This is a genomic window from Stenotrophomonas sp. MMGLT7, assembly GCF_021168555.1.
Classification (GTDB): Bacteria; Pseudomonadota; Gammaproteobacteria; order Xanthomonadales; family Xanthomonadaceae; genus MMGLT7.
In genome coordinates this window covers 180,857-206,937 of the sequence record NZ_JAJOZS010000001.1, presented here as the reverse complement: position 1 = coordinate 206,937, position 26,081 = coordinate 180,857, and the positions used below count along the sequence as shown (strand labels likewise).

Genomic DNA, 26,081 nt, shown 5'->3' with positions numbered 1-26,081 from the left:
GAATCACCTGGGGAAAATCCGCAATCGGCGGATCACTCGCGCCGCTACTGCTTGGCGCCGCCGAACGCGGTGTCGTACTGGACCCCGGCGAAATCGACGATGCCCGCCAATGCGGCCTGGTTGGCGTAGAACTGGCCCGATACCGCGCCGTCGGTGGCCACCGCCGTTCCCGACTGGCGTGCGATGGCGTTGCTGCCGGAGATGCTGGCATCGCCGTTGATGGTGGCCGTGCCGATGTTGACCGCGAAGCCGGCGGCGTTCTGGATCGACCCGGTCAGCCTGGCGGTGGCGAAGTTGGCGTTGAAGGTGCCGGTCAGCTGGTTGCCGGTGCTGTGGTTGTTGATGCCGACCACGCTGTAGCTGGCGGCGCCCGAGGTCGGGACGCTGGTGTCGGCCTTGTCGCCGATGAAGTACACGGTGTGGGTGGCAAGGCCATCGGCGGTGTCCTTGCGCGAGTACCACTCGCCGAACCAGACGTCCTCGCTGCCCACCTGGGCGAACGCGAACACGCCCAGGTTGTCGTGGCTGCTGGGGGCGCCGCTGTAAGGGAAGTTCAGCACCTTCACCGCGTCGGCACCGCCGTAGCTGGCCAGTCCACTGAAGTCCACGGGGTTGTTCAGGCCGGTCGAATTCACCGCGATGCCGGCCAGTCCGGCCTGGTGCGGACCGCCGTTGATCGTGGACTCGCCGACGTGGACGTAGCTCTCGTTGCTCGACTTGCCGACGAACGGGGCGGCATGCGCGCTGCCCAGCAGGCCGGCGACGGCCAGTCCGAGCATGGCGGCGGTGAGTTTGCTTGGGGTTTTCATGAGATTGCCCTTCTATGGTTGGGTTCAAACAAGGACGTCCGTGTCCGCAGGATTCACTTTCCTTGATCCGCGAGCGGGAATCAGAACTTCCCGGTCAAACTGAGTTTCAGCGTGCGTCCAGGCGCGGCCATCGTCGAACGCGTGGCCGGATCGACGTAGTAGCGGTCGGTGAGGTTGGTACCGGCCAGCTCGATGCTCAGGTTCTCGCGCAGCCGATAGCTGGCGTAGGCATCCAGCAGTACCGTCCTGCCCCAGGAGAACGGCACGTTGAAGGTGTAGACCAGCTGGCCGCCACTGTTCTGGATCGAGTTTTCCCGGTACCACTCCAGGTCCGGGTTCTCGTATTGCTTGTAGTAGGTGATGCGGCTGCCCAGCTCCAGGCGCCGGTCGATGAAGCGCCCGCCCAGCGACCAGGTTGCCGACAGCTCCGGCGCGCTCTGGGTCAGCAGGTAGCCGCCGACGAATCCGTAGTCGACGCAGTTCGGCACGATCTGGCCGCTGCCGATGACGTAGCCGTTGGTGCTGGACAACAGGGCCGCGGTGCTTTCGTCGCAGACCTCGTTCTCCAGGTTGTAGTTGATGCCCAGGTCGGTGAAGAACCGTCCGCTGTCGTAGCGGCCCTGGAACTCGATGCCGCGCAGGGTCTGCTTGTCGATGTTGTCGAACTTGAAGCTGGGGTCGCGTTCGATCACGTTGCGCGTCTTGTTGACGTAGTAGGCCAGCTTGACGTCGGCGATCACGTCGCCGCCGACGAGGTGTCCCAGGTCGTGCACGTACGCCAGCTCCCAGTTGTAGGCGTGTTCGGGCTCGACGCCCCACGGATTGACGGCCGCCGAGAAAGCGATGGTGCTCTCGAACATGCTCGGATAGCGAAGCGTCTCGCCGTAGCGGAAGTAGGCGCGGCTGTAGTCGCCGAAGTTGACCGTGGCCGAGAGGAACGGCACCCAGCCATGGTCCTTGCGCTTGCGCGCGGTAGCGTCCACGGTCTGCGTGACGGGGCTGGCGAGGCAGGTTTCGCCGGCGGCGGAGGCCAGGCCGTCCAGGCTGCCGTTGAGGCAGACGTTGCCGGCCTTGGTGTAGTTGCCGCCGGCATCCGGTTGCCAGGATTCCTGGTGTTGCGCCTGGTAGGTGGTGGGGACGTTCTCGAGCGCGGCAGCGGCGAACTGGTCGTACTCCTCCTGGGTGATGATCTCCAGCTCCAGCAGTTCCTGGTAGCCGGCGAGCTGGCCGGCGACGAGGGCTTCGCGCTCCTGCTGCGTGTAGGTTTCGTTGGTGCGATAGCGGACGTCGTAGCCGGTGACGACCGACTGCCGGATCTCGCCCGCGTGGGCATCGAGGAAATCGTCGAAGGCCCAGTACGAGGAATAGCGCGCGCCCGCGCTCACGGTCAGGAAGTCGACCGGACGCCACTCGAAGTCGAAGTTGGCCTGCCATTCCTCGCGCCGGCCGGCACGCGGGTACATGCGCCAGCCGTCGCTGACGCCGAAGTAGCCGTCGTCCGAGCGCAGCTTCTCGTGCTGGAAGCTCCCGCCGAGGGTCAGGTCGAGGGTGTCGGCGAGGTGGATCGTGTTGCTCAGGGTGATGCCATTGCGCGCGTTGGTCGCGTTGGCCAGCGCGGTGTTCCTGAGGATCGGATCGGCCACGCCCGGCGCGTAGTTCGGGAAGCCGCCGGCAGTGTAGGTGTCGCTGGTCGTGTCGGTGCGCCACAGGTTGGCGTACAGGTCGATCCAGCGGCTGTCCGCGGGCTGCCACCTGTACTCGAGGTTCCAGGCCTTGGCATCGACCCGGCTCAACGGCCATTGGATGGCCGCACGGTCCTCGGACTCGATGATGCGCGAGGGCATCACCTCGCCGTAGTGCGAGAGACTGTCGCGATAGCCCAGCTGCAGCGCCTGGTCGTCGGTCGGCCGCCAGGTGGCCTTGAACAGCCAGGATTCCATCTGGCTGGAGGTGTTGGCCACCTCGTCGCCGGGCAGCCAGTAGTTGGCCATCGACAGGATGTAGTCGTCGGCGGAGTTGCTTCTCGCCTTGGAGTAGTAGCCGCTGCCGTGCTTGCCGGCGTAGTAGTTGCCGCGATCGCGGTAGGCGTAGGCGGCGAGCAGGTCGAGGTTCTCGCTGGGCCGCCAGCCCAGCGCCAGCCGATAGGCATAGTCCTCGCCGGCGAACACGTCGTAGCCGCCGCCTCCGTGCTTGGGATCCACCAGCAGGGTGCGATCGGTGTATGGGATGTTCGGGGTGGCCTGCGGGAAGCCTTCGACCGTGCGGTAGTCCTCGCCGGTATGCAGCGTCGGCAGGCGTGGGGAGACCGCATTGCTGCTGCCCTCGACCTTGAGTTCGCCACCGAAGGTCTGGCCCTCGTCGAGGATGTCGTCCACGTCCAGCGTATTGACCACCATCGCGCCGCCGATGCCGGTGGTGACGTTGCGGGTCAGCGATGGTCCCTTGAGTATCTGCACGCCGCCGATCAGGAACGGATCGATGTAGTTGCGATTGCTGGCGCCGTTGTAGCCGCGCCAGACCGTCAGCGCCTGCTCGGTGCCGTCGATGGTCACCGGGACGCGCCCAGGCCCCTGGATGCCACGGATGTTGAGGTCCAGCGCGCCGCTGTTGCGGGCGTCGCCGCTGAACACGCCGGGTACGCCGCTGATCAGGTCGGACGGGGTCTTGCCCTTGTAGCGCTCGATCTCGGCCCGGCCGATGTAGGTGCTGGAGATGTCCAGGTCGTAGACGTCGTCGTAGCCGCGCTGGTCGCGTTCGGCGCCGCCGGCATCGTCGACGCGGCCGCCGCCGACGCTCAAGGCATCGGTGGTCACCGAGCTCCGTTGCTGGCCTGGCGCCGTCGCGTCCGCGCCGGCCTCCAATGCCACCGTGCCGCCACCCACTTGCCGAGCCACCAGGCCGGTGCCTGCCAGCAGGCGCCGCAACGCCTCGTCCGCGCCGAACGCGCCCTCCACCGCGCTGGCGCGCAGGTCGTCGGCGACGCGGGTGCGGAACACCACCTGCAGGCCCGAGATGCGGCCGTACTCGCGTGCCGCCGAGGCCAGCGGCTGCGCCGGGATGTCGTAACGGCGAACGTCGTCCTGCGCCGTTTCCTGCGCATGGGCCGGCGAAACGAGGGCCAGCGGCGCAAGCGCGGCGGCGATGCTGAGGGCGAGCAGGGCAGGGGCGACGGTGCGCCAGCGCGGTGGAGCGGATTGCATGGATACGGATTCCTCGGACCATCGGGTGGTGCCGCCATCGGGTATCGGGGCGGCCGCTGTGGATGGCTTGAGGAAACGGGTTTCGCTCTGGCTACTCTTCTAAAGACAAACGCAAATCGTTCTTGCCCACACCGGATGTCAGGCGGAGCCATGAATACGGGCTCGATGCCCGCATTTGTTTAATCCTCGTTCATTCCGGCGCAGCGACCGGGCCGCCGTGTATCCCCCAGGCGCAGCCTGCACCGATACGGGAATGATCGCGATGCGACCGATGTGGCAGCTTCCAGCTGCGGTCCGCGCCGGCGCCGGCCATCATCCCCGCCGCGGCGTCAGCATCAGCGCGCCGCCTGGCAGCCTGTGCACCTTCAGGCCGGCCTGGTCGGCCACCGCGTGGATGGCTTCGTCCGGCGTATCGGCGTGGAAGGTGGCGGTGATCGCCTCGGTGGCGGAGGATCCGGCGACGAACCAGACCGGGGCGCGGCGGTAGCGGGCGATCTCGGCGATGGCCTGCCTGGCCGGCACGGCGTCGAGCAGTATCTCGCCCTGGCGCCATGGCGCGATCTCGGCGACGGCCACCGGCCGGGGCGGCGGCAGCAGCGCACTGCCTTCGCGGTAGCGGATCTGCTGGCCCTGGACCAGTTGCACGCGCTCGCCGCCGGCCACCGCGGCGACTTCCACGCGGCCTTCGCCGACGGCGGTGGTCACGGCGTCGCCGTCCAGTGCCACCGCGAAGGCGGTGCCGATGTCGCGCACGTTCCCGCCCAATGCGGAGACGTGGAAGGGGCGGGACTCGTGGGCGACCTTGAACCAGGCCCGGCCACGCAGCAGGGCGATGCCGCGGTCGTCCTGGGAGAAGTGCAGGGCGACCGCACTGTCCGCATCCAGGAACACTTCGCTGCCATCCTCCAGAGTAAAGGCCTGCGGCTGCGCGCCGGCGCGCAGGTCGCTGCGGATCGCCAGCCAGCCGTGCGGGGCCAGGGTCACCAGCAGCACCAGCGCGGCGGCCATCGCCAGTGCCGGTAGCGGCCAGCGTCGCCGGCGAGCCGGGCGCGTGGTCATGGAGCCCGTAGCCGCCGGGCCGGCGGCGCCGAGTTCCGGCAGCGCCGCCAGCACCTCGGGGCCGGCCTGGTCCACCGTGCGCCAGAATGCCTGCTGCTGCGCATAGGCGGCACGGTGGCGCGGATCGGCCTCCAGCCAGGCCGCCAGCCGGCGCTGGTCGTGGGCGCTGAATTCGCCCGAGCCCTGGCGGAGTACCCACTTCAGGGCCTGCCTGGCATGACGAGGCGAGGGGAACGACGGTCGATTCATGGGTGGGGACCCGGCGCGCTGCCGAATGGTGGCTCTATTGTCATAAGACAGTTGCGGAAGGGACTTTGCCCACACCCGTTAGTGCTCAGGGGCAATGCCTGTGCTGGATGATCCGGGCGGCGCGCAGGACATGCCGGGCGACCAGCGACTTGGAGATGCCCATCCTCGCCGCGATCTCGCGCTCGGACAGTCCCAGGTAGCGGTTGAGGACGAAGGCGCGGCGGACCGGCTCGGGAAGCCCGAGGATGGTCTGGGCGATCTCGCGCAGCTGCGCCTGGGCGATGCCGACCTGCTCGCCGTCGAGGCCGGGCAACTCGTCCAGTACGGCGGCGTCTGCCAGCAGCCTGCGCTCGCGGCCCTCGGCCTGGCTGCGGTTGAGCGCATGGTGGTAGGCCATGCGGTACAGGTAGCCACGCGTGTCCTCGATCGGCGGATCGCCGGGCACGGCGCTGGCCTTCAGGTACATGTTCTGGAGCGTGTCCTCGGAACTGGCGGGGTCCAGATAGCGCCCCAGGAACCGGAACAGGGCATTGCGTTCGCGGATCAGCAACTCGACCAGGGCGACAGCATTGGGGGACATGACCACGTCCTAGAGCCGGACCCTGGGATGGGCGAGATGGCGGCAGTCCGGCGGGTCGCATTCTAGCGGATCGGGCGAATCGGCCACCGGACCGCGCGCATAAAAAACGCCGAGACAGGCTCGGCGTCTTTCTGAAACTGGTGCGCCCGGAGAGATTCGAACTCCCGACCGCCTGGTTCGTAGCCAGGTACTCTATCCAACTGAGCTACGGGCGCATTTTCAGTTCTTGAACAAGACGCCAACCGCCGTCTCCATTGCTTCACATGGTGCGCCCGGAGAGATTCGAACTCCCGACCGCCTGGTTCGTAGCCAGGTACTCTATCCAACTGAGCTACGGGCGCGCTGTGAGGAGCGGAATTATGCGGATCCCAACCGGATGCGTCAATCCTTTTGCGAGGTGTCGGCTCGGGCCGCGCGCGGGAGCAACCGTAGGAGCTACGTTGGAGCGACGTAGGAGCGACTTCAGTCGCGATGAAGCTTTACCGGTAAAGCTTCATCGCGACTGAAGTCGCTCCTACAGGTTCTCCTGCAGGCGCCGCTGTGCCGCAGTGATCGCCGCGGTCAGCCGGCGTCGCGCCGATACATCAGGCTCCACTGGCGGAAGCCTGCGTAGCCCAGGCCGACGCATCCGGTCAGCAGCGCCGGGGCCAGCAGGGCGTCGTAGTGGAAGTGCTCGTAGAGCCAGGCGCCGAGCACGCCTCCCAGCAGGAAGCCGGTGATGATCAACCCGCTGAGCGTGAGCCGGCGTACCGGCAGCGGCATGCCGCGCAGCAGGTGGCCCAGGCCGATGCCGAGGTCGGTGAACATGCCGCTGAGGTGGGTGGTGCGCACCACCGCACCGCTGAAGGTGGTGGCCAGGGCATTCTGCAGCCCGCATGCCATCGCCGCGGCCAGCGCTCCCCAGATCTGCTGCTGCTTGAACAGCGGGATGGCGGCGAACAGCAGCATCGACTCCAGCGACAGCACCACGCCGTAGCGGCGTCCCAGCTTGAGCGTGCTGTCCTGGATGATCATGCCGCTGAGCATGGCGCCCAGGCTGAAGGCGATCAGTACGCCCCACAGGTGCGCGATGGACGGCCCGTCGCGCTGCACCAGGGCAACGCCGAGCAGGCTGGTGGTGCCGGTGAGGTGGCTGACCGCCTGGTGCTCGAATCCCAGGTAGCCGACCACGTTCACCATGCCGGCGACGCACGATAGCGAGATCGCGCCCACCCACACCCATCGTGGAAGATTGGTTCCCATGTCCGGGCTCTCTGCCTACCCCTGATCCACGATTATCGGTCGCCGGCGCGGTTATCGCACACCGTCGACCTCGATCTCGGAGAACTCGCCCGTTTCCGGGTCGTAGAGCGCGCCCCAGAAGCCGGCAGCGCCGTCGCAGCCGCGCAGCGCCTCGCGCGCTGGATCGATGTCGGCATGGTCGGGCAGGCGGAACGCGTTGAGATACACCAGCTGCCGGCCGCCGGCGACGATGCCCACGTACTGGCGGTCGTAGCTCTCCGGCTCGGCGATGCGCGGGGCAAGCCGCTGCTGCCGCGCCTCCAGCTGCTCGACCTGCTGCCGGCTGGGCGCCCAGTAACCGGCGACGCGCCCGGGATGGTGCGCGGGGCTGTCGCGCGAACAGGTATCGAGTACCTGTTCGGCGACCGCCTGGCGGGTGATCACCCACGACTGGCCGGCCTTGATCCGGGTCGGCACGCTGTCCGGCTTCGTCGACAGGCCGCTGCAGGCCGCCGTGGCAACCGCCAGCAGGGCCGGCAACAGCAGGCGCGGTGCGTTCACAGCACCTCCGAGGCATAGTCGGCCAGGCGCGAGCGCTCGCCGCGGCGCAGGGTGATGTGGGCGCTGTGCGGCCAGTTCTTGAAGCGGTCCACCGCGTAGGTCAGGCCCGAGGTGGTCTCGGTCAGGTACGGCGTGTCGATCTGCTCGACGTTGCCCAGGCAGACGATCTTGGTGCCGGGGCCGGCGCGGGTGATCAGCGTCTTCATCTGCTTGGGGGTGAGGTTCTGCGCCTCGTCCAGGATCAGGTAGCGCGACAGGAAGGTGCGCCCGCGCATGAAGTTCAGCGAGCGGATCTTGATGCGGCTGGCCAGCAGGTCGTTGGTCGCCGCGCGGCCCCAGGCGCCGCCTTCCTGGTTGTGGGTGAGCACTTCCAGGTTGTCGGTCAGCGCGCCCATCCACGGCGTCATCTTCTCCTCCTCGGTGCCGGGCAGGAAGCCGATGTCCTCGCCGACGCTGACCGTGGCGCGGGTCATGATGATCTCGCGGTAGCGCTGCTGGTCCATCGTCTGCGCCAGGCCCGCGGCCAGCGCCAGCAGGGTCTTGCCGGTGCCGGCGGTGCCGAGCAGGGTGACGAAGTCGATCTCCGGGTCCATCAGCGCGTTGAGCGCGAAGTTCTGCTCGCGGTTGCGCGCGGCGATGCCCCACACCGCGTGCTGGCCGCTGCGGAAGTCCTCCACCAGCGTCAGCGTGGCGCGGCCGTCGGGTTCGACCTTGACCACGCGCAGTTCGATCTCGTCGGCGCCGGGCAGGTACAGGTACTGGTTCGGGTGCCAGTCCTCGTCCTCGGCGAGCTGGATCTCGTAGCTGGTGCGGCCGCGGTCGCTCCAGCTGCGCAGGTCCTTGTCGTGCTTCTGCCAGAAGTTCTCCGGCAGCTCGGTCGCGCCGGTGTAGAGCAGGCTGAAGTCGTCCAGCGCGCGGTCGTTCTCGTAGTCCTCGCTGGGAATGCCGGCGATCGCCGCCTTGATCCGCAGGTTGATGTCCTTGGAGACGAACACCACCGGGATCTCCGGCTCGTCGCGGCGCAGCGCCAGGATCGCGCCGAGGATGCGGTTGTCCGGCGCCACCGCGCCGAAGGAGGTCTTGTCCTCCTGCGGCACGGTGGTCTGGAAGCGCAGGTGGCCGATGCTCTGCGCGCCGCGCAGCTGCAGCCCGCTGGGGCGGCTGAGCAGCAGCCCGGAGGCGATCTTGTCGGCGCCCTGCGCCTCGATCAGCTCGTTCATGAAACGGCTGACCTGGCGCGCGTTGCGGCTGGACTCGGAGGTGCCCTTCTTGCCGTTGTCCAGCTCCTCGATGACCTGCATCGGCAGGTACACGTCGTGTTCCTCGAACTTGAACAGCGCGGTGGGATCGTGCATCAGCACATTGGTATCCAGCACGTAGATGCGCTTGCCTCGGGTCATCATGGCTTCCTGGTGAAGGGACAGGGCCGCGCCATCACGGCCTGCGGGGCAGGGTGATGGCGGGTGCGGGAAAGGGAGCGGGTCACTGCTTGCGCGCGGCCTGCAGCGCTTCGAGGACGGACTGGGCGTGGCCGTTCACCTTGACCTTGCGCCAGGCCTCGGCCACGGTGCCGTCCGGCGCGACCAGGAAGGTGCTGCGCTCGATGCCCAGCACCTTGCGGCCGTACATGTTCTTCTCGCGGATCACGTCGAAGGCGCGGCACAGCGCCTCGTCGCTATCGCTGACCAGCGGGAAGGCGAAACCCTGCCTGGCGCAGAAGTTGTCGTGCGAGCGGACCGAGTCGCGGGAGACGCCGAGCACGGCGGCGTCGAGCTGCCCGAAGCGCGGCAGCAGCGCATTGAACTCCAGGCCTTCGGTGGTGCAGCCGGGCGTGCTGTCCTTGGGATAGAAGTACAGCACCAGCCAGCGCCCGGCGTAGTCGGCAAGCGTCGCGCTGCCGCCGCCGGACAGCTGCAGGGGCAGCGAGAGAGTCTGTTTCGGGAGCTTGTCGCCAGGGCTCATGCTTGCCAATCCCTCCAACGTGTTTCACATGCTCCGGCCGTGGCCGGAGCGGCCGGCTGCCTTGCGGGCGTCAGAACTTCATCGGATCCATGATCGCGTCCAGGTTGAGGTGGTCGCAGAACTCGAGGAAGTCGTCGCGCAATGCGGCGATGTGCATGTTCGCCGGCACGCCGATGGTCACCTGCGCCGAGAACATCTCCGCACCGGTCTGCATGGCCCGGTAGCGGGTGCTCTGCAGGTTCTCGATGGTGATGCCCTGGCGATCGAAGAAATCGGCCAGCTGGAACAGGATCCCGGGCTTGTCGGCGGCGATCACCTCGACGATGTAGGGCAGCAGGTTCGACTGCGCCTGCTTGGCCTCGGTGCGGTACCAGATCAGCTTGAAGCCTTCCTCGCGCTCGAGCCGGGTGAGCATGGCCTCGAGCTTGGCGACCGAGTCCCACGAGCCGGTGGCCAGCGCGGTCACGGAAACGTCGCGGCCCACGGTGGACAGGCGCGCATCGACCAGGTTGCAGCCGCTGTCGGCGATGCGGCGGGTGACGGGCAACAGGGGAGACTCCGGATGCGTCGTGTAGGCGTTGATCAGGAGGTGGTTTTCGGTCGGCGAAGGCCGGGGTGTGGAGTCGGTCAAAGGGGGTTCCGGCATTGCATCAGGCTGAATGGCGGCCGGGCGGATACCCGTCGCTGCGTGCAGCATACTTGCCCGTGCTTTCGCGCCGCAAGTAACATGCTGTGGTCGTCCGGCCGCCTGCATGCGGTTGGCCATCAACGCCTCGGAGCACCCGTCACTTGGCCCTTTCCGGCATCATCACCGCGCTCGCCACGCCTTTCCGGGCCGATGGCACCCTGGACCTGGACGGCTGGGAGCGCCTGCTGCGCAGGCAGCTGGACGCCGGCGTACAGGGCGTGGTGGTTGCCGGTTCCACCGGCGAGGCCGCCGCGCTGGCGGACGAAGAGTTCGATCTGCTGCTGCGCAACGCGGCCGCCGTCGTCGGCGATCGCATCGCGCTGATCGCGGGCACCGGAATGTCGTCCACCGCCAGGACCGTGGCGCAGACGCGCCGCGCCGCCGCGGCCGGCGCGCGCTATGCGCTGGTGGTGACGCCGCCCTACGTGCGCCCCACCCAGCAGGGACTGCATGCGCACTTCGTCGAGGTCGCCGAACACGGCGGGCTGCCGGTCATCCTGTACAACGTCCCCGCCCGCACCGGCTGCGACATGCGGCCCGAGACCGTGGCCGGGCTGTGCCGGCATGCCAACATCGTCGGCATCAAGGAAGCCAGCAACGACCCGGCGCGCATGTCGGCGCTGCTGGCGCTGCGCGGCAACGACTTCGCCGTCTTCAGCGGCGACGACGGTAACGCAGTGCCGGCGCTGTTGGCGGGGGCCGATGGCTTGATCTCGGTCGGCTCCAACGCATTGCCGGCGACCTTCCTGCGTCTGTGCGACCTGGCCCGGCAGGGCTCGGACGCGGCAGCCCGGGCATTGGACGGCCGGTTGCGGCCGTTCTACGATTTTTGCGGCATCGAGCCCAACCCGATCCCGATCAAGGCGCTGCTGCAGCGCGCCGGTATCGGCCAGGGCCTGCGCCTGCCGTTGTTGCCGCTCTCGGCGGCCCATCACGCGATCGCCGATCGCCTTGCCGCCAGCGCGACCGCGCTGGAAGAACAATCCAGCCGCGAAATGCTCGCGGCCTGAAACCCCAGGAGATTCATAGATGCGTCATTCCGCTCCCATCGCTCGCGCCGTGTCGGTTGCGCTGCTGGCGACCGTCACGATCGCCGCCACCGGCGGCTGCAGCTGGTTCCACAAGGGCGCGCGCGGCGACTACGCGCTGCCGGCGGAAATGCGCCCGCTGGAGGTTCCGCCGGATCTGAACCTGCCCAACACCGCAGGCGCCATGCAGGTGCCCGCACTGGCATCGTCGGGCCAGCCTGCCGCCGCTGCGCGGGCACCGGCCGCCACCGGCAACGGCTTCACCGCCGCCGGCTCGCGCGACGAGGTGTTCGCCAAGGTCGGCGATGCGCTGGCCTCGATCCCGGGCGTCACCATCGCCAGCCGCGCGCAGCTGCTGGGATCGTTCGACGTCGGCTACGAAGGCGCCAACTTCCTGGTGCGCGTGGTCTCGGTGGAGGCCGGCTCCTACGTGTCGGCGGTGGACCCGCGCGGGCTTCCGGCCACCGACGCCGCTCCGGTCAAGCTGATCACCGAGCTGAAGGCGAAGCTGGGCGGCTGAGGCCGCACGCTCGTCGATCCGGCAATGCGGAAGGGGCGCCTGATGGCGCCCTTTCCGTTTGGCCTGTTCGCGCGGGGCGGCGCGGAGGGGGCCGTGATCGTGGCGTCGGCCGGCGGGCGCGTAGCGCGGACAAGCGAATGCGTCGCCGGGTTGCCGACCATCCCGGATGCGGTCGCCGTCGGGCAGGGGGACACCCGCTCGCCCCATGGACGCGAAAAGGGCGCCGCAGAGGCGCCCTTTTTTGTCTTCGGCTTCCGCCGTGCAGCGCCTCCCGTCGCCGGATCAGCGCTCGAGCAGCGGCAGCTTGCCGCCCTTGCCGTCCCACTCGGCGGCATCGGGCAGCGGTTCCTTGCGCATGGTCAGCACCGGCCACACCGCGGCCAGCTCGGCATTCAGCGCCACGAAGCCCTCCTGTCCGGCCGGCACGTCGTCTTCCGGATAGATGGCATTGGCCGGGCACTCGGGCTCGCACAGGGTGCAGTCGATGCATTCGTCCGGATCGATGACCAGGAAGTTCGGGCCTTCATGGAAGCAGTCGACCGGGCAGACTTCCACGCAGTCGGTGTATTTGCACTTGATGCAGTTTTCGGTGACGACGAAGGGCATGACGGCGTCCAGTGTTCAGCCGACAGATTCTAGAGCAGTCGACACGCGCAGGTGGCGCCGGCCAGCATCCATCGGTACCCGGCGGCAACGTGTCCGGCGGCCGGCGGCCGCCCTTGCGCGGGCAGTGGGATCGGAAACGAAAAACCCCGCTATTGCGGGGCTTTGCATGCATCGCTGCGATTGGCGCTCCCTAGGGGACTCGAACCCCTGTTTTAGCCTTGAGAGGGCCACGTCCTAACCACTAGACGAAGGGAGCGTTTGGCGCGAGTGATGCGGAGCGCGCTAGTATATGGAGCTAAGAGCCGTTCGGCAATCCCAGAAACACAATCGGAAGCGCCATCATCGAAACGCCAGTTCCATCGCCGTTCACGCTGCGGGTGATTCCGCGCGATCAGCACACCATTTCCCGCAAGGACATCAGCCCCAACGCACTGCGCGTGCTCTACCGCCTGCGCGATGCCGGCTTCGAGGCCTACCTGGTCGGCGGCGCGGTCCGCGACCTGCTGGTGGGCGGACGCCCCAAGGACTTCGACGTCGCCACCAACGCCACCCCGGAGGAGGTCAAGCAGTTGTTCCGCAACTGCCGCCTGATCGGCCGCCGCTTCCGCCTGGCGCACGTGGTGTTCGGCCGCGAGATCATCGAGGTGGCCACGTTCCGTGCCAACAGCGACGACGGCAGCGGCGATCGCGAGCTGGACAACGGCCGGCTGGTGCGCGACAACGTCTACGGCACCATCGAGGACGATGCGGTCCGCCGCGACTTCACCTGCAACGCGCTGTACTACGCGATCGAGGACTTCTCGGTGCGCGACTACGTCGGCGGCTTCGACGATGTGCAGGGCAGGGTGATGAAGCTGATCGGCGATCCCGAGCAGCGCTACCACGAGGACCCGGTGCGCATGCTGCGCGCGGTGCGGCTGGCGGCCAAGCTCGGTTTCGACATCGACCCGGCCAGCGCCAAGCCGCTGCCGAAGCTGGCCGGGCTGCTGGCCGAGGCGGCGCCGGCGCGCCTGTTCGAGGAGGTGCTCAAGCTGTTCCTGTCCGGCCACGGCGTGGCCAGTTTCGAAGGGCTGGAGCGGCATGGCCTGCTGGCGGCGCTGTTCCCCGAAAGCGCCGCCGCGCTGCGCGCCAACCGCAGCGGGGCGCTGCGCCGCATCGTGCTGCAGGGCCTGGGCAACACCGATGCGCGCGTGGCCGCCGAGGAGCCGGTGTCGCCGGCGTTCCTGTTCGCGCTGCTGCTGTGGCCGGCGTTCTGTCGCGAGTTGATGCGCCTGCAGGCGCAGGGCATGCAGGGCGACGAGGCCCAGCGCCGCGCGGCCGACCGGGTGACGCTGCACCAGCTGTCCACGGTGGCGCTGCCGCGCCGGTTCTCGCTGCCGATGCAGGAGATCTGGCTGCTGCAGTCGCGCTTCACCTCGCGCCAGCGCAAGCGGGTGGTGCGCACGCTGTCGCATCCGCGCTTCCGTGCGGCTTTCGATTTCCTGCTGCTGCGCCAGTCCGCCTCCAGCGAGCATGACGAGGATGTCGCGTTCTGGCGCGAGCAGCAGCACCAGCCGGGCTACGAGCCGGTGCCGGCTGCGCAGGACTTCGCCGCTGGGGAGGACGGCGCCGACGGTGCGCCGTTGCGGCGGCGTCGCCAGCGGCGTCGACGCAGTGGCGTATCCAAGCCCGGCGAGTAGCCGATGATCGACGCCTACGTGGGGCTGGGCGCGAACCTGGGCGACGCCATCGGCACCGTGCGCGCGGCGCTGGCGGCATTGCCGGCGCTGCCGCAGACGCAACTGGCGGCCGCGTCGCCGCTGTACCGCACCCCGGCCTGGGGGCGCGAGCGGCAGCCCGACTTCATCAATGCCGTCGCCCGGCTGCGCACCTCGCTGCCGGCGCAAGCGCTGCTGCAGCACCTGCTGGAGATCGAGCGCCGCTTCGGGCGCCAGCGCGAGCCCGGGCAGCGCTGGGGACCGCGCACCCTGGACCTGGACCTGCTGCTGTACGGCCGGCAGGTCATCGACGCGCCGGGCCTGCAGGTGCCGCATCCGCATCTGCACGAACGCGCCTTCGCGCTGGTGCCGCTGGCGGACCTGGCACCCGCCCTGGAGATTCCCGGGCACGGCGCGGTGCGTACCCTGCTGGCCACGCTCGATGCCGGCGAAATCGTGGCGATAGGGGGATAATCGCCGGCTCGCAGCCGGCCGGTGTGCGTCACGCCTACCGCCCGGCTACGCCGGAGATTCCCCTTCCAAAGGACTGTGCGGCAGGCAGCGTCATCCATGCCTGCCCGACGCCACGCGCGTCGCCCCCCTTTTCCCACCAGGAACACGCCTGAGCATCATGATCGAAACCGTCAACCAACTGTCCCGCCTGCGCGAAATCGTCGGCGGCTGGAAGCGCGCCGGATTGCGCGTGGCGCTGGTGCCCACCATGGGCAACCTGCATGCCGGCCACTTCTCGCTGATCGAGCTGGCCCGTGCCAATGCCGACCGCGTGGTCGCCAGCGTCTTCGTCAATCCGACCCAGTTCGGTCCGAACGAGGACTTCGCCCAGTACCCGCGTACGCCGGACGCGGACCGGCTCGGGCTGGAGGCGGCCGGCTGCGATGTCCTGTGGATGCCTGCGGTGGAGCAGATGTATCCGCTGGGCACCGACCACGCCACCCGGATGCGTGCGCCGGGGATCAGCGACGTGCTCGAAGGCGCCTGCCGGCCGGGCCACTTCGACGGTGTCTGCACGGTGGTCGCGCGTCTGTTCAACCAGGTGCAGCCGGACGTGGCCGCCTTCGGCCGCAAGGACTACCAGCAGCTGGCGGTGATCCGGCAGATGGTGGCCGACCTGGCGTTCCCGATCGAGATCCTCGGCGCCCCGATCGTGCGCGAGGACGACGGCCTGGCCCGCAGCTCGCGCAACCAGTACCTGTCCGCGCCCGAGCGCGCGCTTGCGGTCGAACTGCGGCGGACCCTGCTGCAGGTGCGCGATGAATGCGTGGCCGGCAAGCCGCGCGCGGCGGTGCAGGCCGCGGCGCTGGCGCGGCTGCAGGCGGCAGGGTTCGAGGTCGACTACTGCGAAGTGCGCCTGCCCGACCTGGCCGAGCCGACGCGCGACGACGACGGCCCGCGGGTCGCGCTGCTGGCCGCACGGCTGGGACGGACGCGGCTGATCGACAACATCGAGTTCCAGGTGCCTGCGCGGTAGCCGCCGCCCGGTGGCCGCCGCGGCCCGTGCTGGGCCGCGGCAGCGCAGCTGGCCGGCGATGCTTCGACCGGCCGGCCTGGCGCGGCGGACCTCGGCGGGCGTTCGCTGCAGGGAAGCGCCGCCACGCCGGGACGGCATTCATCCAGCGGACATCCCGCGGTGCTCAAATGCCCGCAGGACAAGGCTTGCCGGCGTCCGACCGGATCCGGTACCGCCGTCGCCCGGCCGTTGCGAGGCGGTGCCGGTGGTAAACTTGGCGTTTCTTTGCGCAGCTTCCAAGCACATGCAACTCACTTTGCTGAAAACCAAGATCCACCGCGCCGTGGTGACCCACTCCGAGCTGAACTACGAAGGCTCGATCGCGATCGACGACGACCTGCTGCGGGCCACGGGCATTCGTGAGTTCGAACAGGTGCACATCTGGGACGTGAACAACGGCGCGCGCTTCACCACCTATGCGATCCGCGCCGAGGCCGGCAGCGGCATCATCTCGCTCAACGGCGGCGCCGCTCGCCATGTGCAGGTCGGGGACGTCATCATCGTCGCCGCCTTCGCGGTCATGAGCGAGGCCGAGGCCACCGCGTTCAAGCCCAAGCTGGTATACGTGGACGCGCAGAACCGCATCACCCATACCAACGACACCATCCCGGCACAGGCTGCATGACCCAGAACGACGGATTCGACGCCCTCCAGTCCCACGCCCAGCGCCTGCGCGGCGCCGGCATTCCCGATCTCCTGCGCGACGAGCCGGGGAGGGAACACGGATACTCGGTGCGCGTCGGCCCGTTGTACTTCAATTTCGCCCGGCAGAAGTACGACCGCCAGGCGCTGCAGGCGCTGCTCGAGCTGGCGCGGTCGCGCGACGTGGCCGGTGCCTTGCAGCGGCTGTTCCGCGGCGAGCAGGTCAATGTCACCGAGCACCGCGCCGCCCTGCACACCGCGTTGCGCGGCGAGCTGACCGCGGCGCCGGTCGCGCAGCAGGCGGCGGCCAGCGCCCGCGAGGTGCGCGAGCGCATGCGTGCGCTGGTCGAGACGATAGAGAACAGCGACATCACCGACGTGGTGAGCGTGGGCATCGGCGGATCCGACCTGGGGCCGCGGCTGGTGGTCGATGCGCTGCGTCCGTTGCGCTCGGACCTGCGCGTGCACTTCGTCTCCAACGTCGATGGCGCGGCGATGCAGCGCACGCTGGCGCAGCTCGATCCGGCCCGGACCGCGGGCGTGCTGATCTCCAAGACCTTCGGCACCCAGGAAACCCTGCTCAACGGTCGCATCCTGTGCGACTGGCTGGGCGGCAGCGAACGCCTGTACGCGGTCAGCGCCAATCCCGAGCGGGCGGCGCAGGCCTTCGACATCGCTCCCGGACGGGTGCTGCCGATGTGGGACTGGGTGGGCGGGCGCTATTCGCTGTGGTCGGCGGTGGGCTTCCCGATCGCGCTGGCGATCGGCGCCGACCGCTTCGAGCAGCTGCTCGCAGGCGCCGCGGACATGGATGCGCATGTCCTGGAAGCGCCGGCGGAAGGCAACGCGGCCGTGCTGCACGGCCTCACCGAGGTGTGGAACCGCAATCTGCTCGGCCATGCCACCCATGCGGTGATGACCTACGACCAGCGCCTGGCGCTGCTGCCGGCTTACCTGCAGCAACTGGTGATGGAGAGCCTGGGCAAGCGGGTCAAGCTCGACGGCTCGCCGGTGGACAGCGACACGGTGCCGGTGTGGTGGGGCGGCGCGGGCACCGACGTGCAGCACAGCTTCTTCCAGGCGCTGCACCAGGGCACCAGCGTAGTGCCGGCCGACTTCATCGGCACCGTCCACAACGACGATCCGTACATCGAGAACCACCAGGCGCTGCTGGCCAACCTGCTGGCGCAGACCGAGGCACTGGCCAACGGCCAGCGCAGCGAAGACCCGCACCGCAGCTATCCCGGCGGCCGCCCCAGCACGCTGATCCTGCTGGATGCGCTGACGCCGGAGGCGCTGGGGGCGCTGATCGCGCTGTACGAGCACAGCGTCTACGTGCAGTCGGTGATCTGGGGCATCAATGCCTTCGACCAGTTCGGCGTCGAGCTGGGCAAACAGCTGGCCAGCCAGTTGTTGCCGGCATTGCAGGGAGAAGGCACGGCGGTCGCCGATCCGGTGACACGCGCCGTGCTGGAACAACTGCAACGGCGTTGAACGACCGGCCGCTGTTGCTCAGCATTGGCGGAGAGGCGAGCGAACTGTAGGAGCGACTTCAGTCGCGATGGGGCTTTATCGGTGAAGCCCCATCGCGACTGAAGTCGCTCCTACGGGAGATCGTGGACTGGCTCCAGGGCGACCGGCTCAGCGGGTCGGGTCGCGTTCCGGACTCGGCCGCTTGGCCAGCTTGCGCTGCAGCGAGCGCCGGTGCATGCCCAGCAGCCGCGCCGCCGCCGAGATATTGCCTTCGGTCTCGTGCAGCGCCTGCTGGATGTGCTCCCATTGCAGGCGGTTGAGCGGGGTCATCGCGCCGGGGACCGATTCTTCCTCGTCCTGCTCGTCGGGTCCTTCGCCATAGTCCTCGCCCAGTGCGCGCAGGATCGCCTGCAGGGTCGCGGGCTTGGGCAGGTAGTCGTCCGCCCCCAGCTTGATCGCCTCCACCGCGGTGGCGATGCTGGCATAGCCGGTGACCAGCAGGATCCGCATGTCCTGGCGCAGTTCGCGCAGTGGCCGGATCAACGACATTCCGGAGCCGCTGCCGAGTTTCAGGTCGATCAGGGCGAAGTCGGGCGGCTCCGCACGGGCCAGCGCCAGCGCGGTGACCGCGTCGGCGGCGATGGCGGTATCGAGCCCCTTGCGGGCCAGGCTCCGCTGCAGCGTGCGCAGGTAGAGCGGATCGTCGTCCACCAGCAGGCCGTGTCGCATCTGGTTCGTCATTGTCTTGTCTCCCATTCCTGTAGCGGCAATCGAAACCCGACGCGCGCCCCTTTCCCGGGCGCCGGGCGCATCCAAAGTTCGCCTCCGAGCCGTTCGACGGTGGCATGCGACAGGGCCAGGCCGACGCCCATGCCATCGGGCTTGCCGCTGCCGAACAGCGTGCCGGGCAGCAATGCCTGCGCCGTATCGAAGCCTGGGCCATAGTCGCGCACCTCGCCCAGCAACTGGCCATCCTCGATGCCCAGGGTGAGGTCGATGCGGGTCTGTCCGAGCCGCTGGCCGGCGTCGGCGGCATTGTTCAGCAGTACCTGCAACAGGTGGCCCACCGCCGGCTCCACCTCCAGCTGCAGCGGCGCATCGTCGTTGCAGCCGAGCTCGGCCATGGGCCGCACCAAGCGCCACTGCTCGAGCACGTGGGCCAGCGAGACGGCCGCCATGACGTTGCCGTCGTTGGCCGGGGCGGCCAGCGCCAGGACCTTCTGCCGGCACTGCGCGAGCAGGTCGTGCATGGTTTCCATGTCCTCGCGGAACGGCGCCGATTCGGGCTGTTCGGCGATGTCGTCCACCAGTAGCGTCATCGTCGCCAGCGGGGTGTTGAGTTCGTGCGCGACCGAGGCGGCGTGGGTGGCCAGGGCGACGATGCCCTCGTTGCGGGTGAAGCGGTCGCGCAACGTCGACAGTTCGCGTTCGCGCGCGCTCAGTGCCTTGGACAGCTGGGTCGAGAACACCAGCACCACCAGCGTGGTGATGAGGAAGTTGGCCGCCATGCCCCACATGTGCAGGCCCATCGGATCGTACGGGCCATGCGGCAGGGGAATGCCGAACAGCGCGCTGACCGAATAGCCGACCACGCACGCCACCGTCACCGCCAGCGTCCAGCGGGCGGGCAGCGCCAGCGCGGCCAGGGCGATCAGGATGACGAACAGCGACCCGAACGGGTTGGCGATGCCGCCGCTCCAGCCCACCATCCAGGTCAGCGCGGTGACGTCCACCAGGATGTGGCCGAAGGCGGTGGCGGGGGCGACGTCGCCTTGCCAGTGCCGGGTGCGGATCTGCACGTACAGGTTGAACAGCGCCAGGGCTGCGACACCGGACCACAGCGGCAATTGTGGCAATGCCAGGCCCATGGGCCAGGTTGCCACCAGGATGGTCGCCCCCTGGCCGGCGGTGGCCAGCCAGCGCAGGCTGCACAGGGTACGCAGGAAGGAGCTGTCTATGCCTTTCATTCAGGTTCATCGTATGCGTTCACGGCCGCACATGCCCTGCGACAGACTGTCGCAACACAGCCTATCCTGCCACTGCCCGAACGGCTGTGTTCGATTGCGCGGGAAAACACCGGCGACAGGCTAAAATGGCGGCCATGCACGACGCCGTTACCCGCCCGACTCCTCCCAGCAATGCGACCGCCTGGCCGCGCCGCATCACCCAGGCCGTCCGTATCGGCAATGTCACCGTAGGTGGCGGCCACCCGGTGGTGGTGCAGTCGATGACCAATACCGATACCGCCGACGTCGCCGCCAGCGCCAGGCAGGTGGCCGAACTGTGGCGCGCCGGCTCGGAGATGGTGCGGCTGACCGTCAACAACGCCGAGTCGGCTGCGGCAATCCCGCGCATCGTCGACAAGCTGGCGATGATGGGCGTCGAGGTGCCGCTGATCGGCGATTTCCACTACAACGGCCACCAGCTGCTCGCCGCCGAGCCCGCCTGCGCCGAGGCACTGGCCAAGTACCGCATCAACCCGGGCAACGTCGGCTTCGGCAAGAAGAAGGACCTGCAGTTCGGACAACTGGTCGAGTTCGCCATCAAGTACGGCAAGCCGGTGCGCATCGGCGCCAACTGGGGCTCGCTGGACCAGGCGCTGGCGGCGCAGCTGATGGACGAGAACTCGCGGCGCGAGACGCCGTGGGATGCGGGGCGGGTACTGCGCGAGGCGTTGATCCGCTCGGCTGTGGACTCTGCCGAGCGCGCGGTCGAGCTTGGCCTGGGGCGCGACCGCATCGTGCTGTCGGCCAAGGTATCCGGGGTGCAGGAGCTGATCGCGGTGTACCGCGACATGGCGGCGCGCTGCGACTTCGCCCTGCACCTGGGGCTGACCGAGGCCGGCATCGGCAGCAAGGGCATCGTCGCCTCGTCGGCGGCACTGGCGGTGCTGCTGCAGGAGGGCATCGGAGACACCATCCGCATCTCGCTGACGCCCGAGCCGGGGCAGCCGCGCACGCAGGAGGTCGTCGTCGCCCAGGAACTGCTGCAGACCACCGGCCAGCGCGCCTTCACCCCGATGGTCACCGCCTGCCCGGGCTGTGGCCGCACCACCTCCGAATTCTTCCAGGAACTGGCCAAGGTGGTGCAGAACCACGTGCGCGAGCAGATGCCGGTGTGGCGGGTCACCCATCCGGGCGCGGAGAACATGACGCTGGCGGTGATGGGCTGCGTGGTCAACGGCCCCGGCGAGTCGCGCCATGCCAACATCGGCATCTCGCTGCCGGGCACCGGCGAGGCGCCGTCCGCGCCGGTGTTCGTGGACGGGCAGAAGACGGTGACCCTGCGCGGCGAGCACATCGCCCAGGACTTCGTGGCGCTGATCGACCGCTACGTCGCGGAAAAGTATGTCCCCAGCGCCGGAGGATGACGGCGCTCCGGTAGAAGCGGCGGGCCTGCGCCATTGGATGCGGCGCAATGCCTGGCGCTTCGTATTGCTGTTCGTGGGCGTGCTGGCGCCGCTGGCGGTGTTCGCGGCGCTGGGCGACGAGGTGCACGAATTCGAGGACCTGTTCTTCGACGAGCCGGTGCTGTGGCGGATGCGGCAGCTGGCCTCGCCGGGCTGGGACGGCTTCTTCGCCGTGGCCTCGAAGATCGGCTACGAGGGCGTGATCCCGGCCGACATCGCCATCGTGCTGCTCCTGCTGCTCTGGCGGCGCTGGCGCGAATCGCTGTTCGCCGGGGTGGCGTTCGTCGGTTCGGCGCTGCTGAACATGGGCAGCAAGCAGTTCTTCCAGCGCGATCGCCCGTCGCTGTGGGATTCCATCGCTCCCGAGCACACCTTCAGCTTTCCCAGCGGCCATGCCATGGGGTCGATGACGCTGGCCGCGACGGTGGTGCTGCTGGGCTGGCACACGCGCTGGCGCTGGGCCATCGTGCTGGCGGCGGCCTTCTTCGTGGCCGCGGTCGGGCTGTCGCGCCTGTACCTGGGAGTGCATTACCCCTCGGATATCCTCGGCGGCTGGTGCGCGGGACTGGCGTGGGTGACCGGCGTGTACCTGGTGATCTTCCGCCGCCGCCACCCGTGGCGGCGCCGCCGCGGCTGACCGGCTGCGCCGGAAGCAGCCGCACGCTGCTGGCTGTCTCTCGTGGTTATTGGGTGGGACCGGGCAGCGGCCCGATCATCACCGCCATGGGCGGTTCACGTCACTCACTCGCCGGGCTTGGTACCGGTCACCGGCGCGCCGGTGGCGGCGCGGCGGGCGAGGGTGGCCTCGCGATGGGCGATGTAGGCATTGGCGCCGAGGATGATCGCCGCGCCCACACCGGTGGCCATGTCCAGTTGCTCGTCGAACAGCCACCAGCCGAACAGGATCACCAGCGGCAGCTGCATGAAGCTGATCGGCTGCAGCGCCGAGATCTCGCCCAGCTTCAGCGCACGCGTCCACAGCAGCTGCCCCAGCGTGCCGAACACGCCGGTCGCAACCAGCCACAGCCAGGCGATGCCCTGCGGCCAGGTCCACTGGAACAGCGCCGGGACGAGTGACATCGGCACCCAGAAGACATAGGTGTAGAACACCACGGTGTCGGGCGAGTCCACGCGCGCGAGCTGCTTGATCTGGATCGCCACCAGCGCGCTGAGCACCGCCGCGGTCAGCGCCACCAGCAGTCCCGGGGTGAAGCTGTCGCCTCCCGGATGCAGGATGATCAGCACGCCGATGAAGCCGGCCAGCACCGCCAGCCAGCGGCGCAGCCGCACGTTCTCGTTCAGCCACAGCGCGGCGGCGATGGTGACGAACAGCGGCGTCGAGTAGGACAGCGATATCGCCTGCGACAGCGGCAGGTTGCCGATGGCCCAGAAGCCGCACAGCATCGAGGCCAGGCCGATCAGCGTGCGGATGAAGTAGCGCGGCAGGTGGCGCGTGCGCGGCAGCGGCCTGCCGGGCCCGACCACCAGCGGCAGCAGCGCCAGCAGGCCGAAGGCGTTGCGGAAGAACGCGATCTCGGCCGTGCCTATGGTCGCCGACGACAACCTGATCGCCACCGCCATCATGCCGAACGCAAGGGTGCTGGCGAACATCAGCAGGGCTGCGCGCAGGGCCGTGGTCACCAGGTCGCTCCCACCAGCCTCGGCTCGGGCTCGATCACCACGCCGAAGCGCTCGCGCACCGATTCGGCGATGCGCCGTGCCAGCGCCAGCAGTTCGCGGCCGCTGGCGTTGCCGTGGTTGACCAGGACCAGCGCATGGTCGGCGGACACCCCGGCATCGCCGTCGCGATGTCCCTTCCAGCCGCAGGCCTCGATCATCCAGGCCGCCGACAGCTTGCGCTTGCCATCGTCGCTGCCCGGATGGACCGGCAGCCCTGGGTAGGCGTGCTGCAGCACCTGTACCTGTTCCAGCGGCAGCACCGGATTCTTGAAGAAGCTGCCGGCATTGCCGATGCGGTCCGGGTCGGGCAGCTTGCGGCGACGGATGTTGATCACCGCCTGCGCCACGTCCGCCGCCACCGGCTGGGTGACGCCCATCGCCGCCAGTTCCTCGCGGATGCCGGCGTAATCCAGCCGCAGCTCGGCCAGCAGCGGCAGCCGCAGCTCCAGCGCCACCACCAGGTAGCGGTCCGGTTCGTGCTTGAACAGGCTGTCGCGGTAGCCGAACCGGCACTGCTCGCGGTCGAGCCGGCGGAAGCGGCCTTCGACCCGGTCGTAGGCCTCCACCGCATGCACGAACTCGTCGACCTGGGCGCCGTAGGCGCCGATGTTCTGGATCGGCGCGGCACCGGCGGTGCCGGGGATCAGCGCCAGGTTCTCCAGCCCGGACAGGCCGGCCTGCAGCGAAGCCATCACCAGCTGGTGCCACGGCACCGCGGCGCCGGCGCGCACGATGGCGTGGTCGCTGCGATGCTCCAGCGTGCGTATGTCGCGGTTGCCGAACACCAGCACCACGCCATCGGGATCGCCGGCCAGCAGCACGTTGCTGCCGCTGCCCAGCGCCAGCAGCGGCTCGCCCGCGACGGCGGGGTGGGCGAGGGCGGCAGGCAGTGCCTGCGCCTCGTCCACCTGCAGCAGCAGCGGCGCGGTGGCTTCCACGTGGAAGGTGTTGAGCGGCTTCAGAGACGCGTTCTCGATCAGCGACCAGGCATGGCTCATGGCGTGGAAACCGTCCCTCGGCTCGATCCGTCGCGGCGGCGGCGCATGGCATCCACGCATTCGCGCACCAGCTCCGGGCCGCGGAACACCAGTCCGCTGTAGCACTGCACCAGCGCCGCGCCGGCAGCCATTTTGGCGGCCGCATCGGCGCCGGAGGTGATGCCGCCCACGCCGATCAGCGGGATGGACTCGGGAAGCCGCGCGCGCAGGCGCCGCAGCACCAGCGTGGACTGGTCCAGCAGCGGTGCGCCGGACAATCCGCCTGCTTCGCTGGCCAGCGGGCTGTCCTCGACCCCCGGGCGCGCGATGGTGGTGTTGGTCGCGATGACGCCGTCCACCGCAAGCTCGCCCAGCACCCGCGCGGCGGCATCGATGTCGGCATCGCCGAGATCGGGCGCCACCTTCACCAGCATCGGCACGCGCTTGCCGTGGCGGGCGGCCAGCCCTTCCTGCGCCTCGCGCAGCTGCGCCACAAGTTGCCTGAGTGCCTGCTCTTCCTGTAGCTCGCGCAGTCCCGCGGTATTGGGGGAAGAGATGTTGACCGTCACGTAGTCGGCCAGCGGATACACGCGTTCCAGGCAATGCAGGTAGTCGCGCGCGGCCTGCTCGTTGGGCGTGTCCTTGTTCTTGCCGATGTTGATGCCCAGCAGGCCGTGCCCGCGCCGGGCGCGCTCGACATTGCGCACCAGTTCATCCACGCCGAGGTTGTTGAATCCCATGCGGTTGATGATGGCCTGCTGCCGCGGCAGCCGGAACAGCCGCGGCCGGGGATTGCCGGGCTGCGGGCGCGGGGTGACGGTGCCGATCTCGACGAAGCCGAAGCCCAGCGCCAGCAGCGCATCGATGTGCTCGCCATTCTTGTCCATGCCGGCGGCCAGGCCGACCGGATTGGGAAACTCCAGGCCGAAGGCCTGCGTGGGCATGGGCGGCGGACGGCGGGCCAGCAGCGCCGAGGCGCCGAGGCGATGGGCCGCGTCCAGCCAGGCCAGGCTCAGGCCATGGGCCCGCTCGGGGTCCAGCGCGAACAGCAGGGGGCGGGCTAGGGCGTACATGCGCGATCAGTCCAGCGAGCCGGCGAAGGCGCGCGTACGGTACTCGAAGTCGACGTATCCATCGCGTGCATGATGCTGGAAAAGCCGCTCCAGCGCTTCGACCATGGGGGCATGGCGGAGATGGTCGGGCAGTGGCGCATAGGAAGACGACAGCAGCCGGCCGCGCAGCGCATCGAAATCCAGCCGCTGCACGTTGGGGAACTGCGCGATGCCGCGCAGCCCGGCACCGAACCAGTCGCGCATGGTCGCATCGTCCTGGTAGCGCTCGGCCACGGCGGTGTAGTCGACGCCGTACTCCAGCAGCAACTGCTCGTAGCCGGCCATGAATGGCGAACTGTCCAGCAGCCGCGAGTTCCAGTACACCAGTGCCAGCCCGCCGGCGTGCAGGATGCGGCGCCATTCGCACCGCACCGCGTGCGTGTCGAACCAGTGGAATGCCTGCGCGGCGCTGACCAGGTCGACGCTGCCATCGGCCAGCGTCGTCGCCTCCGCGGTCCCGTCCACCGGACGGAACCCGGCATCCGCGCCCAGCCAGGATTCGGCGGCCGCGCGCATGTCCGCGTTCGGCTCCACTGCCAGCACCGGATGCCCGGCCTCGAGGAACATCCGCGCGGAAATGCCGGTACCTGCACCGATATCGGCCACCAGCGCGTCCGGACGCACGCCCAGTTCGCCATGCACCCACTCGATCAGAGCCGGCGGATAGCCGGGCCGATAGCGCACGTAGTCGGCGACCCGGCTGCTGAAGCGGGTGACGGAAGACTGCGGCCCCTGCATCACGAATGCATGCTCGCAAGCCAGGCCATGCCGCCCAGGAACATGACCAGGAAGACGATGCCCACCACCCACAGGACCACCGACAGCCAGCCCAGTACCAGCCCGGCCAGCGCCAGGCCGTCGCCCTCCAGCCGTGCCGGTTCGCGGCGGATTTCCGCGCGGGCGAGATGGCCGGTGACGATCGCCACCACGCTGCCGATGAAGGGAAGCAGGGTCCAGCCGAGGATACCCAGGACCAGGCTGACGACGGCGAGCGTGCTGGTCTGGCGGACTTGGTTCATCGAAGCGCTCCTTGGGGGCATCGAGATCGGGGAGGGCAGAGCGGCCGGGCAGTCCCGGCTG

At 68.9% G+C, this 26,081-nt stretch carries 26 protein-coding genes and 3 tRNA genes; 9 read left to right on the top strand and 20 right to left on the bottom strand.

Features of this window, described 5'->3' with window-relative positions; genetic code table 11:
- Positions 1-44 precede the first annotated feature (44 nt).
- From LRX76_RS01090 to LRX76_RS01040, 11 genes are all read right to left on the bottom strand, one after another.
- A complete protein-coding gene (locus LRX76_RS01090; protein WP_231800849.1) occupies positions 45-809 on the bottom strand; it encodes a Slam-dependent surface lipoprotein in 765 nt (254 codons plus the stop codon).
- 80 nt (positions 810-889) lie between these two features.
- The gene (locus tag LRX76_RS01085; protein WP_231800847.1) at positions 890-4,009 is read right to left on the bottom strand and encodes a TonB-dependent receptor; all 3,120 of its coding nucleotides are present in this window, start codon (positions 4,007-4,009) and stop codon (positions 890-892) included.
- Positions 4,010-4,321: 312 nt separating this feature from the next.
- The gene (locus LRX76_RS01080; RefSeq protein ID WP_231800845.1) at positions 4,322-5,317 is read right to left on the bottom strand and encodes a FecR domain-containing protein; all 996 of its coding nucleotides are present in this window, start codon (positions 5,315-5,317) and stop codon (positions 4,322-4,324) included.
- Between the two features lie 85 nt (positions 5,318-5,402).
- Positions 5,403-5,897 carry an RNA polymerase sigma factor gene (locus LRX76_RS01075; protein ID WP_231800841.1) on the bottom strand — a complete coding sequence of 165 codons (495 nt, stop codon included), beginning with the start codon at positions 5,895-5,897 and terminating at the stop codon, positions 5,403-5,405.
- A 138-nt stretch (positions 5,898-6,035) separates the two neighbouring features.
- Positions 6,036-6,112: transfer RNA gene (locus LRX76_RS01070), tRNA-Arg, on the bottom strand.
- 49 nt (positions 6,113-6,161) lie between these two features.
- Positions 6,162-6,238, bottom strand: a tRNA-Arg gene (locus LRX76_RS01065).
- A gap of 220 nt (positions 6,239-6,458) precedes the next feature.
- Positions 6,459-7,139 carry a YoaK family protein gene (locus tag LRX76_RS01060; RefSeq protein ID WP_231800839.1) on the bottom strand — a complete coding sequence of 227 codons (681 nt, stop codon included), beginning with the start codon at positions 7,137-7,139 and terminating at the stop codon, positions 6,459-6,461.
- Positions 7,140-7,190: 51 nt separating this feature from the next.
- Positions 7,191-7,679, bottom strand: a complete 489-nt coding sequence (locus LRX76_RS01055) for a hypothetical protein (RefSeq protein WP_231800837.1) — start codon at positions 7,677-7,679, stop codon at positions 7,191-7,193.
- Positions 7,676-9,079: a PhoH family protein gene (locus LRX76_RS01050; protein WP_231800833.1), complete on the bottom strand. Its 1,404-nt coding sequence runs from the start codon at positions 9,077-9,079 to the stop codon at positions 7,676-7,678. Before LRX76_RS01050 ends, LRX76_RS01055 begins: the two co-directional genes overlap by 4 nt.
- Before the next feature lie 82 nt (positions 9,080-9,161).
- Positions 9,162-9,641, bottom strand: a complete 480-nt coding sequence (locus LRX76_RS01045) for a peroxiredoxin (RefSeq protein ID WP_231800831.1) — start codon at positions 9,639-9,641, stop codon at positions 9,162-9,164.
- 70 nt (positions 9,642-9,711) lie between these two features.
- Positions 9,712-10,287, bottom strand: coding sequence for a glycine cleavage system protein R (locus LRX76_RS01040; protein WP_231800830.1), 576 nt, complete (start codon positions 10,285-10,287; stop codon positions 9,712-9,714).
- A 143-nt stretch (positions 10,288-10,430) separates the two neighbouring features.
- On the opposite strand from LRX76_RS01040, the gene dapA reads away from it, so the two are divergent.
- Both dapA and LRX76_RS01030 read left to right on the top strand, forming a co-directional pair.
- Entirely contained in the window at positions 10,431-11,339 is a 909-nt protein-coding gene (gene dapA / locus LRX76_RS01035; RefSeq protein ID WP_231800828.1) for a 4-hydroxy-tetrahydrodipicolinate synthase, read from the top strand.
- Positions 11,340-11,358: 19 nt separating this feature from the next.
- Entirely contained in the window at positions 11,359-11,877 is a 519-nt protein-coding gene (locus tag LRX76_RS01030) for a hypothetical protein (protein ID WP_231800825.1), read from the top strand.
- A gap of 282 nt (positions 11,878-12,159) precedes the next feature.
- Here the strand turns inward: LRX76_RS01030 and fdxA are convergent, their stop codons facing one another.
- Together fdxA and LRX76_RS01020 are read right to left on the bottom strand one after the other, a co-directional pair.
- Positions 12,160-12,483 (bottom strand): ferredoxin FdxA, encoded by a 324-nt coding sequence (gene fdxA / locus LRX76_RS01025; protein WP_231800823.1) that lies wholly within the window; start codon positions 12,481-12,483, stop codon positions 12,160-12,162.
- Positions 12,484-12,664: 181 nt separating this feature from the next.
- A tRNA-Glu gene (locus LRX76_RS01020) sits at positions 12,665-12,739 on the bottom strand.
- 70 nt (positions 12,740-12,809) lie between these two features.
- Here LRX76_RS01020 and pcnB point away from each other — a divergent pair.
- The 5 genes from pcnB to pgi all read left to right on the top strand — a co-directional run bounded on the left by pcnB (position 12,810) and on the right by pgi (position 17,844).
- The gene (pcnB, locus tag LRX76_RS01015) at positions 12,810-14,162 is read left to right on the top strand and encodes a polynucleotide adenylyltransferase PcnB (protein WP_231801753.1); all 1,353 of its coding nucleotides are present in this window, start codon (positions 12,810-12,812) and stop codon (positions 14,160-14,162) included.
- A gap of 3 nt (positions 14,163-14,165) precedes the next feature.
- A complete protein-coding gene (gene folK / locus LRX76_RS01010; protein WP_231800821.1) occupies positions 14,166-14,654 on the top strand; it encodes a 2-amino-4-hydroxy-6-hydroxymethyldihydropteridine diphosphokinase in 489 nt (162 codons plus the stop codon).
- Positions 14,655-14,811: 157 nt separating this feature from the next.
- Positions 14,812-15,669, top strand: a complete 858-nt coding sequence (gene panC / locus LRX76_RS01005; RefSeq protein WP_231800819.1) for a pantoate--beta-alanine ligase — start codon at positions 14,812-14,814, stop codon at positions 15,667-15,669.
- A 283-nt stretch (positions 15,670-15,952) separates the two neighbouring features.
- A complete protein-coding gene (gene panD / locus LRX76_RS01000) occupies positions 15,953-16,333 on the top strand; it encodes an aspartate 1-decarboxylase (RefSeq protein ID WP_231800814.1) in 381 nt (126 codons plus the stop codon).
- Positions 16,330-17,844 carry a glucose-6-phosphate isomerase gene (gene pgi, locus LRX76_RS00995; RefSeq protein ID WP_231800812.1) on the top strand — a complete coding sequence of 505 codons (1,515 nt, stop codon included), beginning with the start codon at positions 16,330-16,332 and terminating at the stop codon, positions 17,842-17,844. Before panD ends, pgi begins: the two co-directional genes overlap by 4 nt.
- 147 nt (positions 17,845-17,991) lie before the next feature.
- Here pgi and LRX76_RS00990 read toward each other — a convergent pair whose 3' ends face one another.
- Both LRX76_RS00990 and LRX76_RS00985 read right to left on the bottom strand, forming a co-directional pair.
- The gene (locus LRX76_RS00990) at positions 17,992-18,564 is read right to left on the bottom strand and encodes a response regulator transcription factor (protein ID WP_231800807.1); all 573 of its coding nucleotides are present in this window, start codon (positions 18,562-18,564) and stop codon (positions 17,992-17,994) included.
- Complete coding sequence (locus tag LRX76_RS00985) at positions 18,561-19,790, bottom strand: ATP-binding protein (RefSeq protein WP_231800805.1); 1,230 nt, start codon at positions 19,788-19,790, stop codon at positions 18,561-18,563. Before LRX76_RS00985 ends, LRX76_RS00990 begins: the two co-directional genes overlap by 4 nt.
- Before the next feature lie 134 nt (positions 19,791-19,924).
- Between LRX76_RS00985 and ispG the strand changes: the two genes are divergently transcribed.
- Together ispG and LRX76_RS00975 are read left to right on the top strand one after the other, a co-directional pair.
- Complete coding sequence (ispG, locus tag LRX76_RS00980) at positions 19,925-21,193, top strand: flavodoxin-dependent (E)-4-hydroxy-3-methylbut-2-enyl-diphosphate synthase (RefSeq protein WP_231800801.1); 1,269 nt, start codon at positions 19,925-19,927, stop codon at positions 21,191-21,193.
- Positions 21,171-21,869 carry a phosphatase PAP2 family protein gene (locus LRX76_RS00975; RefSeq protein ID WP_231800797.1) on the top strand — a complete coding sequence of 233 codons (699 nt, stop codon included), beginning with the start codon at positions 21,171-21,173 and terminating at the stop codon, positions 21,867-21,869. The genes ispG and LRX76_RS00975 overlap by 23 nt, the downstream gene beginning before the upstream one ends.
- 104 nt (positions 21,870-21,973) lie before the next feature.
- Here the strand turns inward: LRX76_RS00975 and LRX76_RS00970 are convergent, their stop codons facing one another.
- From LRX76_RS00970 to LRX76_RS00950, 5 genes are read right to left on the bottom strand one after another with little or no spacing between them, the layout of a single operon-like run.
- Positions 21,974-22,876: a DMT family transporter gene (locus LRX76_RS00970; protein ID WP_269450685.1), complete on the bottom strand. Its 903-nt coding sequence runs from the start codon at positions 22,874-22,876 to the stop codon at positions 21,974-21,976.
- Complete coding sequence (gene murB, locus LRX76_RS00965) at positions 22,870-23,910, bottom strand: UDP-N-acetylmuramate dehydrogenase (protein WP_231800796.1); 1,041 nt, start codon at positions 23,908-23,910, stop codon at positions 22,870-22,872. The genes LRX76_RS00970 and murB overlap by 7 nt, the downstream gene beginning before the upstream one ends.
- The gene (locus tag LRX76_RS00960) at positions 23,907-24,962 is read right to left on the bottom strand and encodes a quinone-dependent dihydroorotate dehydrogenase (RefSeq protein WP_231800787.1); all 1,056 of its coding nucleotides are present in this window, start codon (positions 24,960-24,962) and stop codon (positions 23,907-23,909) included. The genes murB and LRX76_RS00960 overlap by 4 nt, the downstream gene beginning before the upstream one ends.
- Positions 24,963-24,968: 6 nt before the next feature.
- Positions 24,969-25,739 carry a class I SAM-dependent methyltransferase gene (locus LRX76_RS00955; RefSeq protein ID WP_231800785.1) on the bottom strand — a complete coding sequence of 257 codons (771 nt, stop codon included), beginning with the start codon at positions 25,737-25,739 and terminating at the stop codon, positions 24,969-24,971.
- A complete protein-coding gene (locus LRX76_RS00950) occupies positions 25,739-26,020 on the bottom strand; it encodes a DUF4190 domain-containing protein (protein ID WP_231800783.1) in 282 nt (93 codons plus the stop codon). The genes LRX76_RS00955 and LRX76_RS00950 overlap by 1 nt, the downstream gene beginning before the upstream one ends.
- Between the last annotated feature and the right edge of the window lie 61 nt (positions 26,021-26,081).

Bases quoted from the DNA above. Each gene is read 5' to 3' on its own strand.
- murB (WP_231800796.1), bottom strand. From the start codon at position 23,910: ATGAGCCATGCCTGGTCGCTGATCGAGAACGCGTCTCTGAAGCCGCTC.
- LRX76_RS01085 (WP_231800847.1), bottom strand. From the start codon at position 4,009: ATGCAATCCGCTCCACCGCGCTGGCGCACCGTCGCCCCTGCCCTGCTC.
- LRX76_RS00985 (WP_231800805.1), bottom strand. From the start codon at position 19,790: ATGAAAGGCATAGACAGCTCCTTCCTGCGTACCCTGTGCAGCCTGCGC.
- LRX76_RS01075 (WP_231800841.1), bottom strand. From the start codon at position 5,897: ATGTCCCCCAATGCTGTCGCCCTGGTCGAGTTGCTGATCCGCGAACGC.
- fdxA (WP_231800823.1), bottom strand. From the start codon at position 12,483: ATGCCCTTCGTCGTCACCGAAAACTGCATCAAGTGCAAATACACCGAC.
- LRX76_RS01040 (WP_231800830.1), bottom strand. From the start codon at position 10,287: ATGCCGGAACCCCCTTTGACCGACTCCACACCCCGGCCTTCGCCGACC.
- folK (WP_231800821.1), top strand. From the start codon at position 14,166: ATGATCGACGCCTACGTGGGGCTGGGCGCGAACCTGGGCGACGCCATC.
- LRX76_RS01050 (WP_231800833.1), bottom strand. From the start codon at position 9,079: ATGACCCGAGGCAAGCGCATCTACGTGCTGGATACCAATGTGCTGATG.
- LRX76_RS00990 (WP_231800807.1), bottom strand. From the start codon at position 18,564: ATGACGAACCAGATGCGACACGGCCTGCTGGTGGACGACGATCCGCTC.
- LRX76_RS01045 (WP_231800831.1), bottom strand. From the start codon at position 9,641: ATGAGCCCTGGCGACAAGCTCCCGAAACAGACTCTCTCGCTGCCCCTG.
- LRX76_RS01090 (WP_231800849.1), bottom strand. From the start codon at position 809: ATGAAAACCCCAAGCAAACTCACCGCCGCCATGCTCGGACTGGCCGTC.
- LRX76_RS01080 (WP_231800845.1), bottom strand. From the start codon at position 5,317: ATGAATCGACCGTCGTTCCCCTCGCCTCGTCATGCCAGGCAGGCCCTG.
- LRX76_RS01060 (WP_231800839.1), bottom strand. From the start codon at position 7,139: ATGGGAACCAATCTTCCACGATGGGTGTGGGTGGGCGCGATCTCGCTA.
- pgi (WP_231800812.1), top strand. From the start codon at position 16,330: ATGACCCAGAACGACGGATTCGACGCCCTCCAGTCCCACGCCCAGCGC.
- ispG (WP_231800801.1), top strand. From the start codon at position 19,925: ATGCACGACGCCGTTACCCGCCCGACTCCTCCCAGCAATGCGACCGCC.
- LRX76_RS00955 (WP_231800785.1), bottom strand. From the start codon at position 25,739: ATGCAGGGGCCGCAGTCTTCCGTCACCCGCTTCAGCAGCCGGGTCGCC.
- panD (WP_231800814.1), top strand. From the start codon at position 15,953: ATGCAACTCACTTTGCTGAAAACCAAGATCCACCGCGCCGTGGTGACC.
- LRX76_RS00950 (WP_231800783.1), bottom strand. From the start codon at position 26,020: ATGAACCAAGTCCGCCAGACCAGCACGCTCGCCGTCGTCAGCCTGGTC.
- LRX76_RS00975 (WP_231800797.1), top strand. From the start codon at position 21,171: ATGTCCCCAGCGCCGGAGGATGACGGCGCTCCGGTAGAAGCGGCGGGC.
- panC (WP_231800819.1), top strand. From the start codon at position 14,812: ATGATCGAAACCGTCAACCAACTGTCCCGCCTGCGCGAAATCGTCGGC.
- LRX76_RS00960 (WP_231800787.1), bottom strand. From the start codon at position 24,962: ATGTACGCCCTAGCCCGCCCCCTGCTGTTCGCGCTGGACCCCGAGCGG.
- LRX76_RS01030 (WP_231800825.1), top strand. From the start codon at position 11,359: ATGCGTCATTCCGCTCCCATCGCTCGCGCCGTGTCGGTTGCGCTGCTG.